Source organism: Sphaerisporangium sp. NPDC049003, assembly GCF_043197795.1.
Lineage (GTDB): Bacteria > Actinomycetota > Actinomycetes > Streptosporangiales > Streptosporangiaceae > Sphaerisporangium.
The window spans coordinates 1-15,447 of the sequence record NZ_JBICTU010000041.1 but is presented as its reverse complement, the minus strand read 5'-3'; the positions used below and the strand labels follow the sequence as shown (position 1 = coordinate 15,447).

The following is a 15,447-nucleotide window of genomic DNA, read 5'->3' as shown; positions in this document are numbered from 1 at the left end:
CCAGACGCCACTCGCGTGTGCCGTGACCGCAGGATGGAGATCGTCACCCGCATGTCGCACCAGATGATCTACCTCGGTCGACTGGATGACGCCCTGGGTCTGCTCGGTGTCGCCGAGTCGAAGGCGAAGGTGCCTGCGGTCACAGCGCTGGTCTCTTCGCAGACCGGCCGGGTGTACGCGGCCCTCGGTGATCAGCGCCAGGCCGATGAGCATCTTGGCCAGGCGGACGAGCAACTGGCTGACGGCCTGGGGGAGGTCCCGGAGTGGGTGGCATACTTCGACGCCGGTGAGCACGCTGGCGCCCGCGCAGTTTCCGCCCGCGACCTGCTTGGGCTCGGCCGCCCCGGCGGGCTGGCGAGCCGCTACTTCCGGGCGGCGCTGAAGTTGAGGGCACCCGGCTTCGACCGAGTCCGCGTCATGGACCAGGTCGGGCTCGCAGCCGCGCTGTTCGATGGGGGCGAGCCCGAGCAGGGCATCGAAGCGGCCCTGTGGGCGCTCGTCAACGCGGCCCGCGTCGACTCCACGCGCGTGGCCTCCCAGCTGAACACGCTGTTGGATGCCGCCCGCCCGTACCCCACCGCCGCGGTGAACAAGGTGCGAGCCCGGGTCAAGAATCTCGTCGCCGCGAGGCCGAGAACAATCACGGCCTGAGATCCGTATACAGAATGGGCAAGCACAGCCGACCCGGACCACCGAACCAGCCGTCCCGGGCCGTCCCGCGTGTCGATCCGGCCGACCCGCTCGCGCCGTACAACAAGCGGCGCCATCCGCCCCTGGACATCTACCGCCGCCACCGGCCGCTGCACGGCGGCGCCAGCCACCTTCACCCCAACGAGCCGAGGGCACTGGAGGAGTGGGACGGCTTCACCTACGTCCCCGCGGGTACGACGGCCGACCTCGCGGGGGCACAGAAGTGGGTCAACGAGTACGACCCGGACACCGAATCCGCAGTGAGACCGTCCTTCCGGGACAACGAGTGAGCCCGGAGAACGCGAAAGCGCCCGCTCTCCCGAAGGGAGACTGTTGGCAGCGCGAGTGGCATGCGCGCCATCCAGGCATCGAGCCGGGTCAGGTGTCCCGCGGTAACGGGATCGCCGCAGACCAAGCCCCTTGACCGCCTGGCGATGGTGCCTTCGACGCCAACTCTCAGCACGCATCTCTGTTGCCACTCTTCGGTCTCCTGGGCGCCAGCGACTCGTAACTCAACTACTACAGGACCGGCTTCCCCGCCACATTGCGGTCTTCCACAGTGCCGAGATCATCCTTCCGGATGGGATGAGGTCAGCGTAGTGCGACGTCTTTCTCGCGGACCGAAGCATGCACCCGCTGTTGCATGCAGGTGCCAATTGGCTCATCCTTGCCGAATGCTTCTACACGGTAATCGATGTCAAATCGAACCTAGACAGCAAGAAGTTGGCAAGCCCCTGCGAGAACATCAAGAAGGGCAAGGATCTCTCTCAAGGGCGCGTATGCCATCGACAGTCTGAACCGATCTCACTCTGCCTATAGCAAGGCCTAATCCCTACGTTTTAAGCGACGGTATGATCTTGGCGTTTCCGGGGCTTCGCTCGACACGGTCAGGGACAATTTCGACGCATGAGAGGCTGAGTAGATATCGATGATGAGATGCCCAACATTAGTTATATTCTCGGCAGCGGCTACTTCAACTCGAGGAAAGCCAACCGTAGACCGGCCATCACCCTCGAAACGGCAGGCGCGATCCAGAGTGGGCGGCTCTATGGAGAAATTGACGTCTCTTGAACCTGCTGGCTCATACTAGCTACTGCCGACGGGCTTCGCACCGCGAGTGACTCCTCTGACGAGCGCGCCACGCATGACGCTCAAGCCCATGATCGCACCGATTTCAACGACTCGACAGACGCCTATAGGAGGAACCAAGCTGAGCCACATGCAATATTTTCGTAGCCCAGAATTAGAGTGGAAACCGGATGTACTCACGCAGCTCGCGAGTTGGACTGCTGACGGAATAGCACCGCCGACGGGCTCGCCTTGGTGGCCACGTGTCCCGTGCGGCGTAGCCAGTCTTCAGATGCAGAACGCAGTCAGCGCTCTCGAGCGCTGGCACGATCCTGGCCCTCTCCCCGGTTGTCCTCGCCAACGTGTCGGCGGTGCGGGACGAAGTCGGTGTGGCTGGCGTGGTTGGGGGGTCCGGGTTCATCGCTGATGGACATGCGAAGAGCCCTCGGAGCGCATAGCTCCAAGGGCTCTTCGTTGCGCCATCCAGCGCGTACGTCGGGCTGGCCGGATTCGAACCGGCGACCCCCGCCACCCAAAGGCGGTGCGCTAGCCAAACTGCGCTACAGCCCGTCGGACGACGAGTCTAGCCGCTCGGGCGGCTCGTGAGGTGTCGAGGGTGCTTAGAGATCTTCCCAACCTTGCATGAAGCCCCCCATGATCCGGGCGGAGCTCGTTGACTCCTGGTCGATCACGGTCAGGTACCTCGTGGTTGTGTGGATATCGTTGTGGCCGAGGCGGGCTTGTACGGTGGCGAGATCCTCACCGCCACGCAGGAGGTTTGATGCGTGGCAGTGACGTACGTCGTAGGGCGGGATGTAGTCGACGCCGGCTTCGGCTACCGCATTTACCCAGATCCGGCGCCAGGTGTTCTTGCTGAGGTTCTCTGCGTTTCCCCGGAGGCGCATAGGAGGGGGGGCCTTCCTGCGCTTAGAGCTTCGAACTTTGGCCATGCGTTCCCGTCCATACACGCGACTAGCCTGTTTGCAGCCGACGCAACCACATTTGCCGGTAGCGTAACCAGTAAGCGTTCCGTGTTTGAAGGTTCGCAGGTACTCGACATTGGTGCGGGGGGACCGCACCTTCGCTTCGAAGGTGCCTAGTGCGTCAAGTTCTTCCTGCGTGAGCTCGTCCATGTGTCCCCGTTGGTCACCTGACTCGAACATCCAGTAAGGGAAGAGTAGCTCTCCCCTCTTGATCCCATGTTTGTCGACATGGTCCTTGAGCGCCCTGGCAACGGAAACGTCGATAGTGAAAACTCGGACCGTTCCGTTCTTGGTGTAATTCTTTGTTAGGAAGCGTTCTCCGTCTGGATGAAATTCTGAAGTAACTTCTACTGTGCTCTTGGTCACCTCAAGGCGGCCGGTCTCGTAGTTCAGATCGCCTTCTACGAAGCTGATGGCCTCACAGAATCGGACTCCCGAGTTGAAAATGAGTAGGGAAAACCGCTTGGCCTCAAGGCTGGGAAGATTCTGGCGAACCCTATTGTAGGTGGGCGGATCGTAGACCTTGATGATCTTCCCTTTGCCCTTGCTCCTCCCGCCCCCCGTGAGCCGGATGCCGGCCACCGGGTTGTCGCCCGTGATGTACCGCTGGCGCTTGGCTAGCCCGAACATCGAAGAGAGCATCGTCTTGGTGTGAGCGATGGACGAGTGCCCTGCCCCTTCCTCCGCAAGGATCACCGTCAGTAGTTGGGTGAGCACTTCGTTGTCCACCTCGATCAGACGATGGTCGCCGATGTAGGGGTCTACGTGGCAGCGGAACAGTCCCGCGTAGTTCATCTTGGAGTTGGGCTCGATGCCGTGCTCGTCGAGGAACTTCCAGAAAAATTGCCTGATGGTGATCTTGGCCTTCTCGGCGGGGCTGGTGACAGTCAGACGGCTGGCGGCGTGCGTCTCGGCCGCGAGAGCTACCTCAAGGGCCCTGTCCTGATCATCGAACGTTCCGGCCGACTTGTACTTGCCGTTCACGGCCTTGTACATGCCGGTGTAGCGGATGGCGCCGTTCTTCTGGCGGCGCTCCATCTTGTACGCCAAGGGGGGACCTCCTGTGGTGCGCGCGTTAGAAAATGGGTTAGATGGCGGCACCTCCACGAGCCTCCATCAGACTGCACCAACCAACACGATCATGCCTTTGACCTGCGGTTTTAAGAGTCAATGTAGTGCATGCTTCGAGTGCTGAGCCAATTTTGGGTGCAGGAGATCATCGGTTCAAATCCGGTCACCCCGACGCGCCGATTTCCGGCTCCGCCGACGCGGGGGAGCCGGCGGCGGAGTTTCATGGTTTCAGCGGGTTCGTGTCCGGTCCTCGGCGCTCGTTGTCCGCAGATCGTTCACCGGCGTCCGGCACAGTCGGCGTCCGGCACTCACTGTCCGGTGCCGGGGGCGAAGGGCGCGGGAGTTGTCAGCGGTCGGGGCAGTCAGCGGTCGGCGCGGAAGAGGGCCCAGACGGCCTTGCCGCCCTCGTCCAGCGCGTCCCAGCCCCAGCACTTGCTGTAGGTCTCGACGATGTAGAGGCCGCGCCCGTGCTCGGAGATGAAGTCAGGCTCCTTGGGCGTGGGGACCTCGTCGCTGGGGTCCGACACCGCGAGCAGCACGTGGGGCGAAAGGCGCAGGAGCATCAGCGTGATCGGGTGCTCGTCGAAGTGCCGCGCGGAGTAGCTCGCGTAGCGCACGGCGTTGGTGACCAGTTCGGAGACCACGAGTGCCGCGTCGTCGCCGAGTTCCGGAAGTCCCCATCCCCTGAGGGTGGTCCGGGTCACGTCTCGGGCCGTTTTCACGGAATCGGCCTGGGGGCGTAACGGGCAGGTGGTGGCGTCCTCGCGATCACCCGACCGCAACAGCCTTTGAAATCCCACTTCACGGGTTACGTCCAGGCAGTGGGCCGCGGATACGGGCTCCAGCATCCTGCTGATACCTCCCGCTGTCATTGTCAGTCTCCGCAGCCAGTCGTCTCTTTACGAGTTAGTGCACCTTTAGCCCAATATGCACTAGGCCATCATGGGTCAGTATTGCGGCTTGGTGCAAGACCCAAATGCACGTGCAGTTGCTCCGTGCAGACGCATGAACTCGTACGGGTGGGACCTCTGAGACCTTCCGATGCGACCGGTGAAAGCGACGCGGGGGCGAGACCTTGTCATGGGGGCCGGAAGTGGTGACACTGTGTTGGCTGGCCTGAGTAGAGAAGGAGGCCGAATGACGCTGTTCCAGCCTGGATCCGGTCCGACGGCCCTCCGCATCCTCCTGGGCTCCCAGCTGCGTCGCCTCCGCGAGCAAAAGAACATTTCTCGCGAGGAGGCCGGTCATCTGATCCGCGGCTCCGAATCCAAGATCAGTAGGATGGAGCTGGGCCGGGTCGGATTCAAGGAACGCGATGTGGCGGACCTGCTCACCTTTTACGGAGTCGCGGACGGAGAGGCGCGGTCGGCCGTCATGGAGCTCCTGGAGAGAGCGAACGAACCAGGCTGGTGGCACCGTTTCAACGACCTCCTGCCCTCCTGGTTCCAGGCGTACGTCGGTCTCGAAGAGGCCACATCGCGCATCCGCACCTACGAGGTGCAGTTCATCCCCGGCCTGCTGCAGACCAAGGAGTACGCCCGCGCCGTCATCACCGCGGGTGCGGCCGGAGTCGGCCCCGCCGAGATCGCGCGCCGCGTCGACCTGCGGGTGGAGCGCCAGCGCATCCTCGACCGCGCCGACGGGCCGGTCTTCTGGGCCGTGATCGACGAGGCCGCGCTGCGCAGGCCGATAGGCGGCGCCGACGTGATGCGCGGCCAGTTGCAGCACCTCCTTGAGCTCATGCGCCTGCCCAACATCACGATTCAGGTGATGCCGTTCAGTTTCGGCGGGCACAGTGCCGAGGGTGGCGCGTTCAGCATTCTGCGTTTCGAGGACAGCGAGCTTCCCGACGTGGTATACGTCGAGCAATTGGCTAGCGCTCTCTACCTGGACAAACGCGAGGAAGTGGACCGTTACAGCGAGGTGATGGAGCGGCTGTGCGCCGTGAGCACCACTCCTGACGGGACGGTCGACATCCTTCAGAAGATCATTTCTGATAGATTCTGACGCCTGTCGATGACGCCGAAGGTGCCCGCCTGCCCTAGACTGGCATGCGGCGCTGGACACCCGCCACAGTTGAGCACGCCCAGATAGTTGTGCCCGTTGGCCTGTGCACTGAGCCGCCCATGTGGGCGCGGCGCGCGATCATGTCGCGGTAGCCGTACGGCATGACGCGCCCGCGATCACCAGAAGCTTGATCAAGGAGACCACCCCGTGAAGACCGCTGTCGAGGAGCTCAGCCCGACCCGGGTCAAGCTCACCGTCGAGGTGCCGTTCGAGGAGCTCGAGACGAGCATGCAGGCGGCGTACAAGAAGGTCGCGCAGCAGGTGCGCGTGCCCGGCTTCCGCCCCGGCAAGGTTCCCGCCCGCATCATCGAGCAGCGCTTCGGCCGCGCGGTGGTTCTGGAGGAGACCCTCAACGACGCCCTGCCGAAGCTGTACGGCCAGGCCGTGGACGAGAGCGACGTCTTCCCTGTGAGCCAGCCCGAGATCGAGGTCACCAAGATCGACGATGGCAAGGAGGTGGAGTTCACCGCCGAGGTGGACGTCCGCCCGGCCTTCGACATCCCGGCCTACGAAGGCCTTGAGGTGACCGTTCCCTCGGCCGAGGTCTCCGATGAGGACATCGACGCCCAGATCGACGCGCTGCGCCAGCGGTTCGCCACGCTGACCGGGGTCGAGCGCCCCGCCGGCAACGGCGACTACGTCGTGATGGACCTCTCCGCCACGATCGACGGCAAGAACATCGAGGAGCAGCAGGCCTCGGACGTCTCCTACGAGGTGGGCGCCGGCTCGGTGCTGGAAGGCCTCGACGACGCCCTGGTGGGCATGGGCGCCGGCGACGAGAAGACCTTCACCACGACCCTCGTGGGCGGTGAGAACGCCGGCGAGGAAGCCGACGTCACCATCAACGTCAAGAGCGTCAAGGAGAAGGTCCTTCCTGAGCTCGACGACGAGTTCGCCGGCCTCGCCAGCGAGTTCGACACCCTGCAGGAGCTGCGCGACAGCATCCGCGAGCAGGCGCGCCGCAACAAGCTCGTCGACCAGGTCGTGCAGGCTCGTGAGAACGCCCTGGCGACCCTGCTCGACCAGCTCGACATCCCGCTGCCCGAGAGCGCGCTGAAGGCCGAGCTGGACGCCCGCAAGCACAACCTTGAGCACCAGATCGGCGAGAGCGGCCTCAGCCGCGAGGCGTTCTTCCGGCTCTACCAGACCACCGAGGAAGAGCGGTTCGCCGAGTTCGACGAGAACTCCCGCAAGGCGATCAAGACCGGCTTCCTGCTCGACAAGATCGTCAAGCAGGAGGAACTCGGGGTCAACGAGCAGGAGCTGACCAACTTCGTGGTGCGCCGCGCCATGCAGATGGGCGTCGCCCCGAACACCCTCGCCCAGCACCTCGCCGACAACGACCAGCTCACGCTGGCGATGGTCGAGATCGTCCGTGACAAGGCCAAGACCGTCATCGGCGATGCCGCCAAGGTGAGCGACGAGGCGGGCAACGAGGTCGACCTCAAGGCCATCTACACCGAGCTCAACGAGGCCGACGAGGCCGCTGCCGCCGAGGCCGCCGAGGCCGAGTGACCCTCCGGCCCGCGTGACGTCAACGCCTGGTTGAGGCTTTGACGAGTCCTTCTTGACGGCTCGGTCCTCCGATCGGGCCGTCCTGGAAGGCGATGCCGACCCGGCTTCCACGACGCCCCCGCCGCGCTCTCGCGGCGGGGGCGTCGTCGTCTCTCACTCCACGCCGAAGATAGATGCATGCACGCTTAGGCGAAGTTTGGGGTGATTATTGCCGATTGCCGGGCAACTCCCGACTGTGGGCGCAGGCAACCGGGGGAGCGGATGATCGAGGATTACCTCATCGTCGCCGTGGTCATCGCCGTGATCATGCTGGTCGGGCGCGGGCTGGCACGGCACTTCGGCATCCCGCAGGCGATCCCGCTCGTCCTGCTCGGAGTGGGCGCGAGCCTGCTGCCGGGGATGTCCAAGGCCGCTGTGGCGCCCGACGTCATCCTCAACATCTACTTGCCGCTGCTGGTCTACCGTGCCGCGTTCCTGACCGCGCCTCGCGAGACCAAGGAGGACGCGGTCCCGATCTCGGTGATGGCCTTCGGCCTCACCTGCGTGACCGCCCTCGCCGTCATGGTGGCGGTGCATCTGGCCGTGCCGCAGGTGGGCTGGCCTGTCGCCCTCGCGCTCGGCGCGGCGGTGTCGCCCACGGACCCGGTCGCCGCGACCTCGATCATGAAGCGCGTCGGAGCACCGCGCCGCCTGGTGACGATCCTTGAGGGGGAGAGTCTCGTCAACGACGCGGTGGCCCTGACCTTGTTCGGCCTCGCCCTCACGGCGCTCGCCGAGCCGGTCACGCTGGCCGGCGGGGCCTTGATGATGATCCGCGTGGTCGCGGGCGCCGTGCTGTACGGCCTGGTCGTCGGATGGCTCGTGGCCCGGCTCCGCCTCTGGATCAAGGACGGTGGCGCGCAGATCGTGGTCTCCCTGATCACGCCGTTCCTCGCCTACCTCCCTGCGGAACATTTCGGACTCTCCGGGGTGCTCGCCACCATCACCACGGGCTTCTACCTCGGCATGCGCGCCCAGGGCCTGCTCCAGCCCGCCTCCAGGCTCACCGGCAACGCCTTCTGGGACGTCCTGGTCTTCCTGCTGGAGTCCAGCCTGTTCGTCCTGCTCGGGCTGGAGATCCGCCAGGTGATCGCCGGGGTGTCGGACTACTCGGCGGCCTCGCTGGCGGGGACGGCCCTGATCGTCCTCGCCGTCATCGTGCTGCTCCGCGTGATGTGGACCATGGTGGTGTTCCCGCTGGCCAAGTGGCTGCCGGGCAGGCACCTGTCCTTCGACCGCGTCGCCAGGGCCGAACGCCTCGTCATGGGCTGGGCGGGAATGCGCGGCGCGATCACGCTCGCGGTCGCGCTGTCGATCCCCCTGACCGTGCCGAACCGGCCGTTGATGATCTTCCTGGCCGCGGTGGTGGTCCTCGTCACCCTTCTCGGTCAGGCCACCACGCTGGCTCCGCTGCTGCGCCGCCTCGGCCTGGGCGAGTCGAAGAAGTCCGTCATCGAGGAGGCCACGGCCCGCGAGGCCACGATGGAGGCCGCCCTGGCGCGCCTCGACCGGCTCAGCTCGGACGGCCGGGTGGACGACCACATGGCCGACGTCTTCCGCCAGCTGTTCGAACTGCGGCTCGACCGCGTACGGGCGATCCTCGACGACGACGGGGACGACGACGGGGAGCCGGGCCAGTCGGAGACCCGGTGGCTGCGCAAACAACTCGCCCACGCCCAGCGTGAGAAACTGGACGAGCTTTACTCGAAGGGCACCATCAGCGCCGGGACGCAGCGCCATCTCATCCACGAGCTTGACCTAGAGGATCGCGGCCGCGCGTCGGGGCCCCACTGAGCCCCTAGGCACCTGCGCCGTCAGCGAACAGTGTGAAGACGAGGTCTGACCGGTCGGTGCCGCGCGTTAAGGTCACAAGCAAAGCCCATCGATTACGACGCATCGGAAGGTGACGCTGTGACCAGCCCGCCGACCTCTTTCCAGCCCACCAGCTTCGGGCCGGAGTCGCGTGGCCGTGAGAACGGCTCGTTCCGGCTAGAGGACCAGCTATACAACCGTCTGCTGCGTGAGCGCATCGTGGTGCTCGGCACCCAGGTGGACGACGAGGTCGCCAACCGCATCTGCGCCGAGCTGCTGCTCCTGGCCGCCGACGACTCCGACCGTGACATCTGGCTCTACATCAACTCTCCTGGCGGTTCGGTGACTGCCGGCATGGCGATTTACGACATGATGGAGTATGTGCCGAACGATGTGTGCACGGTCGCCATGGGTCTCGCCGCCTCGATGGGGCAGTTCCTGCTGTGCGCGGGGGCCACTGGCAAGCGTTACGCGCTGCCGCACGCTCGCATCATGATGCACCAGCCTTCCGGCGGCATCGGCGGCACGGCCGCGGACATCGCGATCCAGGCCGAGCAGATGCTCTACGTCAAGAAGACCTTGGCGGAGCGCATCGCCTACCACACGGGCCAGCCGCTCGACCAGATCGAGAGAGACTCCGATCGGGACCGCTGGTTCACGGCCGAGGAGGCCAAGGACTACGGCTTCATCGACAATGTCGTGCGCAGCGCGCGGCAGGTGCCCTCTGAGGGCGCCGTCTCCTGAAGGGGCAATTCGTGAGTGATCTGATCCGGCCGGGAGACATCAACGGCCGCTACATCATCCCTTCGTTCGTCGAACGCACCACGTACGGCGTCAAGGAGATGAACCCTTACAACAAGCTCTTCGAGGACCGCATCATCTTCCTCGGGGTGCAGATCGACGACGCGTCGGCGAACGATGTGATGGCCCAGTTGCTGACCCTGGAGTCACTCGATCCCGACCGTGACATCAGCATCTACATCAACTCGCCGGGCGGCTCGTTCACCGCCATGACGGCGATCTACGACACGATGCAGTTCGTCCGCCCGGAGATCCAGACGGTCTGCCTCGGCCAGGCGGCTTCCGCCGCGGCCGTGCTGCTGGCCGGCGGCACTCCGGGCAAGCGCTTCGCGCTGCCGAACGCCCGTGTCCTGATCCACCAGCCGTCCACCGAGGGCGGCGGCCAGGGAAGCGACATCGAGATCCAGGCGCGCGAGATCCTGCGGATGCGCTCGCTGCTGGAGGAGATCGTCGCCCGTCATTCGGGCAAGTCGCAGGAGGAGGTCCGTCGCGACATCGAGCGCGACAAGATCCTCAATGCCGACGAGGCCAAGGACTATGGCCTGATCGACGACATCATCCCCTCACGGAAGAAACGCGCCCAAGCCGTGGCTTCCTGAGGACGCGGATCGCACCGGAACGGTGCCCAATTGGGCACGTTCCGGTGCGACTCACCGCTAGGGGGCGCACTGAGGGCCCAGAAGACGGTAACGTCGAAACCTGAGCGGGATGACTTTTCGGACCGAGTCCGCAAGATTCGGATCGCGGAGCAGGCGGTCCCACGCAAAGGAGTATCTGGGGTGGCACGCATCGGCGACGGCGGAGACCTGCTGAAGTGCTCGTTCTGCGGGAAGAGCCAGAAGCAAGTCAAGAAGCTCATCGCCGGACCAGGCGTCTACATCTGCGATGAGTGCATCGATCTCTGCAACGAGATCATCGAGGAGGAACTCTCCGAGTCCTCCGAGCTCAAGTGGGACAGTCTGCCCAAGCCAAGAGAGATCTACGAGTTCCTCGACGCCTACGTCATCGGTCAGGACAAGGCGAAGCGGGCTCTCTCGGTGGCGGTGTACAACCACTACAAGCGGGTGCAGTCCGGCGAGCGCGGCCGAGACGACGGCCTTGAGCTGGGAAAGTCCAACATTCTGTTGCTCGGCCCGACCGGTTCGGGTAAGACCCTGCTCGCGCAGACTCTCGCGAAGATGCTGAACGTGCCGTTCGCCATCGCGGACGCCACGGCGCTCACGGAGGCGGGCTACGTCGGCGAGGACGTCGAGAACATCCTGCTCAAGCTGATCCAGGCGGCCGACTACGACGTCAAGAAGGCCGAGACGGGCATCATCTACATCGACGAGGTCGACAAGATAGCCCGCAAGAGCGAGAACCCCTCGATCACCCGCGACGTGTCGGGCGAGGGCGTGCAGCAGGCTCTGCTGAAGATCCTCGAAGGCACGACCGCCTCGGTCCCGCCGCAGGGCGGTCGCAAGCACCCGCACCAGGAGTTCATCCAGATCGACACCACCAACGTGCTGTTCATCTGTGGTGGCGCCTTCGCCGGTCTAGAGAAGATCATCGAGTCGCGCATCGGCAAGAAGGGCATCGGATTCAACGCGATCATCCACTCCAAGGATGAGATCGACGCGTCCGACATCTTCGCCGACGTCATGCCGGAGGACCTGCTGAAGTTCGGCATGATCCCCGAGTTCGTCGGCCGGCTCCCGATCATCACCAGCGTTCACAACCTCGACCGCGAGGCGCTCATCCAGATCCTCACCGAGCCGAGGAACGCCCTGGTCAAGCAGTATCGCCGGCTGTTCGAGCTCGACAACGTCGAGCTGGAGTTCACCGACGACGCCCTTGAGGCCATCGCCGACCAGGCGATCCTGCGGGGCACCGGTGCCCGCGGACTTCGCGCCATCATGGAGGAGGTCCTCCTCTCGGTGATGTACGAAGTGCCCTCCCGTCAGGATGTGGCACGCGTGGTCATCACCAGGGAGTCGGTCCTTGAGCACGTCAACCCCACCCTGGTCCCTCGCGATCAGCTGAACGCCAAGCAGCAGCGAACTCCTCGGGAGAAGTCCGCCTGATCGGGCGCTCTCTCCGACGACACTGACGCCATATGATCGCGGGCGGCCGACCGGCCGCCCGCGATCATGGCTTTCCGGGGGGATTCAGCCGGGATATAGGGCGTTTTCGTGCCCAGGCCCCTATCACGGAGCCCTGCGGATACGCCGTCCCAGATCGCTCAGCGTAGTGAGGCCGTACTTATAGTCATGCTCAATATGGCTTTTGGGCACCTCGGGTCCGTATATCAGGTAAGGGACGGCCCGTGGTTAGGACACGGGCAAGGTGCGGGCCTCCCTACAATTGGTGACTGTGACAACGCCTGAGCTGCCAACCCAGTACGCACCCGCTGACGTCGAGACCCAGAGCTACGAGCGCTGGGTGGCGGAGGGCTACTTCACTGCGGATGTAGGCAGCGAGCGCGAGCCGTACAGCATCGTCCTGCCGCCGCCCAACGTCACCGGTGTCCTCCACATCGGCCACGCCCTCGACCATTCGATCCAGGACGCCCTGAGCCGGCGGGCCCGTATGCGCGGTTTCGAGACCCTGTGGCTCCCCGGCATGGACCACGCGGGCATCGCCACGCAGAACGTCGTCGAGCGCGAGCTGGCCAAGGAGGGCCTGTCCCGGCACGACCTCGGCCGCGAGGCGTTCGTCGAGCGGGTCTGGCAGTGGAAGGAGGATTCGGGCGGCCGGATCCTCGGCCAGATGGCGAAGCTCGGCGACAGCGTCGACTGGTCGCGCGAGCGGTTCACCATGGACGAGGGCCTCTCCCGGGCCGTCCAGACGATCTTCAAGCGGCTCTTCGACGACGGTCTGATCTACCGCGCCGAGCGCATCATCAACTGGTGCCCCCGCTGTCTCACCGCGCTCTCCGACATCGAGGTCGACCACACAGACGACGAAGGCGAGCTGGTCTCGATCCGCTACGGCGAGGGCGAGTCGTCCATCGTCGTCGCCACCACCCGGGCCGAGACGATGCTCGGAGACACGGCCGTCGCCGTGCACCCCTCCGACGAACGCTACGCCCACCTCGTCGGCACGTTGGTGGAGGTGCCGCTCACCGGCCGGCTGATCCCGATCGTGGCCGACGAGCACGTCGACCCGGCGTTCGGCACCGGCGCGGTCAAGGTCACCCCCGCGCACGACCCCAACGACTTCGAGATCGGCCGGCGCCACGGGCTGCCGTCCCTCCCGATCATGGACGAGCGGGGCGTCATCACCGCCCACGGTCCCTTCCAGGGGCTCGACCGCTTCGAGGCGAGGCCCGCCGTGGTCGCGGCGCTTCGCGCCGAGGGTCGCGTGGTCGCCGAGCGGCGTCCCTACCTGCACGCCGTCGGCCACTGTTCCCGCTGCAAGACCGTGGTCGAGCCGAGGCTGTCGCTGCAGTGGTTCGTGAACGTCCAGCCGCTGGCGAAGGCCGCGGGAGACGCCGTGCGCGACGGCCGCACCCGCATCCACCCGCCGGAGCTGGCCAAGCGCTACTTCGACTGGGTCGACGACATGCACGACTGGTGCATCTCCCGCCAGCTGTGGTGGGGCCACCGCATCCCGGTCTGGTACGGCCCCGAGGGCGAGGTGCTGTGCGTCGGTCCCGACGAGGAGCCTCCCGCCGGGTACGCGCAGGATCCCGACGTGCTCGACACCTGGTTCTCCTCGGGCCTGTGGCCGTTCTCCACCCTCGGCTGGCCCGAGCGCACGCGCGAGCTGGAGCGCTTCTACCCCACGACGGTCCTGGTGACGGGGTACGACATCCTGTTCTTCTGGGTCGCGCGCATGATGATGTTCGGCCTGTACGCCATGGACGGCACGCCGCCGTTCCAGACTGTGGCGCTCCACGGCATGGTCCGCGACCAGTTCGGCAAGAAGATGTCGAAGTCCTTCGGGAACGTCGTCGACCCGCTCGACTGGATCTCCCGGTACGGCGCCGACGCGACCCGCTTCACCCTCCTCCGGGGGGCCGGCCCGGGGTCCGACGTGGCGATCAGCGAAGACTGGGCCGCGGGCTCCCGCAACTTCTGCAACAAGATCTGGAACGCCACCCGCTTCGCGCTGATGAACGGAGCTACCGTCTCGGGCGCGCTGCCCGATCCCGGTGACCTGACCGTCGCCGACCGGTGGATCCTGTCCCGCCTTCAGGCGGTCGTCGGCGCGGTGGACATCGGGTACGAGGACTTCGAGTTCGCCAAGATCTCCGATCAGCTCTACCACTTCGCGTGGGACGAGGTCTGCGACTGGTACGTCGAGCTCGCCAAGATCCAGATCGCGTCGGGCGGCGAGATGGCCGACCGCACCCGTCTGGTGCTGGGGCACGTGTTCGACGCCCTGCTCCGGTTGCTGCACCCCCTTGTGCCGTTCGTCAGCGAGGAGCTCTGGCGGGCGCTGACCGGGGGGCCCTCCGTCACGGTGGCCGCCTGGCCGGTCCCCGACGCCCGGTACGCCGACCCGGCGGCAGAGGGGGAGATTCTTTCTCTGCAGGAGCTCATCACCGAGGTCCGCCGCTTCAGGTCCGACCAGGGGCTGAAGCCCGGCCAGCGGGTCGCGGCCAGGCTCTCGCTCGACAGCACGGCGCTTGGCGCCCACGAGACCGCCATACGCGCCCTGCTGCGGCTGGACGACCCCTCAGAGTCGTTCGCGGCCACGGCACGGCTCGCTGTGGGCTCCGCCGTCGTCGAGATCGACACCGCGGGGGCCATCGACGTGGCCGCCGAACGGCGGCGCATGGACAAGGATCTCGCCGCGGCGCGCAAGGAGGCGGCCCAGTCGGCCGCCAAGCTGGCCAACGAGCAGTTCATGTCCAAGGCGCCGGAGGACGTCGTCGTCAAGGTCCGCGCCAGGGCGGCTCAGGCCGACGCCGACATCGCCCGGCTTGAGGCACAGCTGGCGGCGTTGCCGGCGAGCTGAGAGGACCTTTCAGGAGCCCGCGACCCCAAGGTCGCGGGCTCTTGTGCTTCGGTCCGTCAGGACCCGAACTGGAGGTTTGGACGTTCGCGCCCCGGGCATAACGACGGACTGACCTAAGTTGTTCATGACACGGTCGCGCCGATGCTAGAGTTCTACTCGCAGGGCGACGCCGCACTCCACTCGATCTGAGCGGAGACTCTGGGAATCATTCGGCTTCCGGAGGTGTTAGGCTCTCCTGCACTCCCGAAGACCTACCTTGGTTTGAAGTGCCACGCCGAAGTTTGACGAGGCCCTCCCGATCGGGTAAGTTGGTAGGGTTGCCCTGGAGACAGGGTGGTCTGAATCCTAGCGGGTTCGGGTGGCTGGAAGTCAAGTGCCTGGAAAGGCGCGGTTTGCTCCCGGTTAAACGGCCTTGTAGGATGAAGACATACGAGATGGAAGCCCCGGAGTTCGGACC

Annotated in this window: 11 protein-coding genes, 1 tRNA gene and 1 pseudogene; 10 read left to right on the top strand and 3 right to left on the bottom strand. The window is 65.4% G+C overall.

Annotation, left to right across the window (positions count from 1 at the left end):
• The first annotated feature begins 33 nt into the window (after window positions 1–33).
• The 3 genes and pseudogenes from ACGFIV_RS32460 to ACGFIV_RS32450 all read left to right on the top strand — a co-directional run.
• Window positions 34–651 carry a hypothetical protein gene (locus tag ACGFIV_RS32460; RefSeq protein ID WP_392838713.1) on the top strand — a complete coding sequence of 206 codons (618 nt, stop codon included), beginning with the start codon at window positions 34–36 and terminating at the stop codon, window positions 649–651.
• A gap of 14 nt (window positions 652–665) precedes the next feature.
• The gene (locus ACGFIV_RS32455) at window positions 666–980 is read left to right on the top strand and encodes a DUF6087 family protein (protein WP_392838711.1); all 315 of its coding nucleotides are present in this window, start codon (window positions 666–668) and stop codon (window positions 978–980) included.
• A gap of 322 nt (window positions 981–1,302) precedes the next feature.
• Window positions 1,303–1,509 (top strand): annotated as a pseudogene (locus ACGFIV_RS32450) (hypothetical protein); the annotation flags it as partial.
• A 744-nt stretch (window positions 1,510–2,253) separates the two neighbouring features.
• Here the strand turns inward: ACGFIV_RS32450 and ACGFIV_RS32445 are convergent.
• The 3 genes from ACGFIV_RS32445 to ACGFIV_RS32435 all read right to left on the bottom strand — a co-directional run bounded on the left by ACGFIV_RS32445 (window position 2,254) and on the right by ACGFIV_RS32435 (window position 4,660).
• Window positions 2,254–2,328: transfer RNA gene (locus ACGFIV_RS32445), tRNA-Pro, on the bottom strand.
• Between the two features lie 50 nt (window positions 2,329–2,378).
• A complete protein-coding gene (locus ACGFIV_RS32440) occupies window positions 2,379–3,791 on the bottom strand; it encodes a tyrosine-type recombinase/integrase (protein ID WP_392838709.1) in 1,413 nt (470 codons plus the stop codon).
• Window positions 3,792–4,174: 383 nt separating this feature from the next.
• Window positions 4,175–4,660 carry an ATP-binding protein gene (locus ACGFIV_RS32435; protein ID WP_392838778.1) on the bottom strand — a complete coding sequence of 162 codons (486 nt, stop codon included), beginning with the start codon at window positions 4,658–4,660 and terminating at the stop codon, window positions 4,175–4,177.
• 289 nt (window positions 4,661–4,949) lie between these two features.
• On the opposite strand from ACGFIV_RS32435, the gene ACGFIV_RS32430 reads away from it, so the two are divergent.
• From ACGFIV_RS32430 to ACGFIV_RS32400, 7 genes are all read left to right on the top strand, one after another.
• Window positions 4,950–5,819, top strand: coding sequence for a helix-turn-helix transcriptional regulator (locus ACGFIV_RS32430; RefSeq protein ID WP_358546746.1), 870 nt, complete (start codon window positions 4,950–4,952; stop codon window positions 5,817–5,819).
• A 207-nt stretch (window positions 5,820–6,026) separates the two neighbouring features.
• Window positions 6,027–7,394, top strand: coding sequence for a trigger factor (gene tig, locus ACGFIV_RS32425; RefSeq protein WP_392838706.1), 1,368 nt, complete (start codon window positions 6,027–6,029; stop codon window positions 7,392–7,394).
• 261 nt (window positions 7,395–7,655) lie between these two features.
• Window positions 7,656–9,227, top strand: a complete 1,572-nt coding sequence (locus ACGFIV_RS32420; protein ID WP_392838704.1) for a Na+/H+ antiporter — start codon at window positions 7,656–7,658, stop codon at window positions 9,225–9,227.
• A 117-nt stretch (window positions 9,228–9,344) separates the two neighbouring features.
• On the top strand, window positions 9,345–9,989 hold the full coding sequence (locus ACGFIV_RS32415) for an ATP-dependent Clp protease proteolytic subunit (RefSeq protein ID WP_358546754.1): 645 nt from the start codon (window positions 9,345–9,347) through the stop codon (window positions 9,987–9,989).
• Between the two features lie 11 nt (window positions 9,990–10,000).
• On the top strand, window positions 10,001–10,645 hold the full coding sequence (locus ACGFIV_RS32410) for an ATP-dependent Clp protease proteolytic subunit (RefSeq protein ID WP_358546757.1): 645 nt from the start codon (window positions 10,001–10,003) through the stop codon (window positions 10,643–10,645).
• A 180-nt stretch (window positions 10,646–10,825) separates the two neighbouring features.
• A complete protein-coding gene (gene clpX / locus ACGFIV_RS32405) occupies window positions 10,826–12,109 on the top strand; it encodes an ATP-dependent Clp protease ATP-binding subunit ClpX (protein ID WP_392838701.1) in 1,284 nt (427 codons plus the stop codon).
• A 283-nt stretch (window positions 12,110–12,392) separates the two neighbouring features.
• The gene (locus ACGFIV_RS32400; protein ID WP_392838699.1) at window positions 12,393–14,990 is read left to right on the top strand and encodes a valine--tRNA ligase; all 2,598 of its coding nucleotides are present in this window, start codon (window positions 12,393–12,395) and stop codon (window positions 14,988–14,990) included.
• Window positions 14,991–15,447: the final 457 nt, after the last annotated feature.

What these genes read in the sequence shown, in the direction of transcription:
- ACGFIV_RS32460 (WP_392838713.1), top strand. Translation starts at nt 34, where the DNA reads ATGGAGATCGTCACCCGCATGTCGCACCAGATGATCTACCTCGGTCGA.
- ACGFIV_RS32455 (WP_392838711.1), top strand. Translation starts at nt 666, where the DNA reads ATGGGCAAGCACAGCCGACCCGGACCACCGAACCAGCCGTCCCGGGCC.
- ACGFIV_RS32435 (WP_392838778.1), bottom strand. Translation starts at nt 4,660, where the DNA reads ATGCTGGAGCCCGTATCCGCGGCCCACTGCCTGGACGTAACCCGTGAA.
- ACGFIV_RS32430 (WP_358546746.1), top strand. Translation starts at nt 4,950, where the DNA reads ATGACGCTGTTCCAGCCTGGATCCGGTCCGACGGCCCTCCGCATCCTC.
- ACGFIV_RS32420 (WP_392838704.1), top strand. Translation starts at nt 7,656, where the DNA reads ATGATCGAGGATTACCTCATCGTCGCCGTGGTCATCGCCGTGATCATG.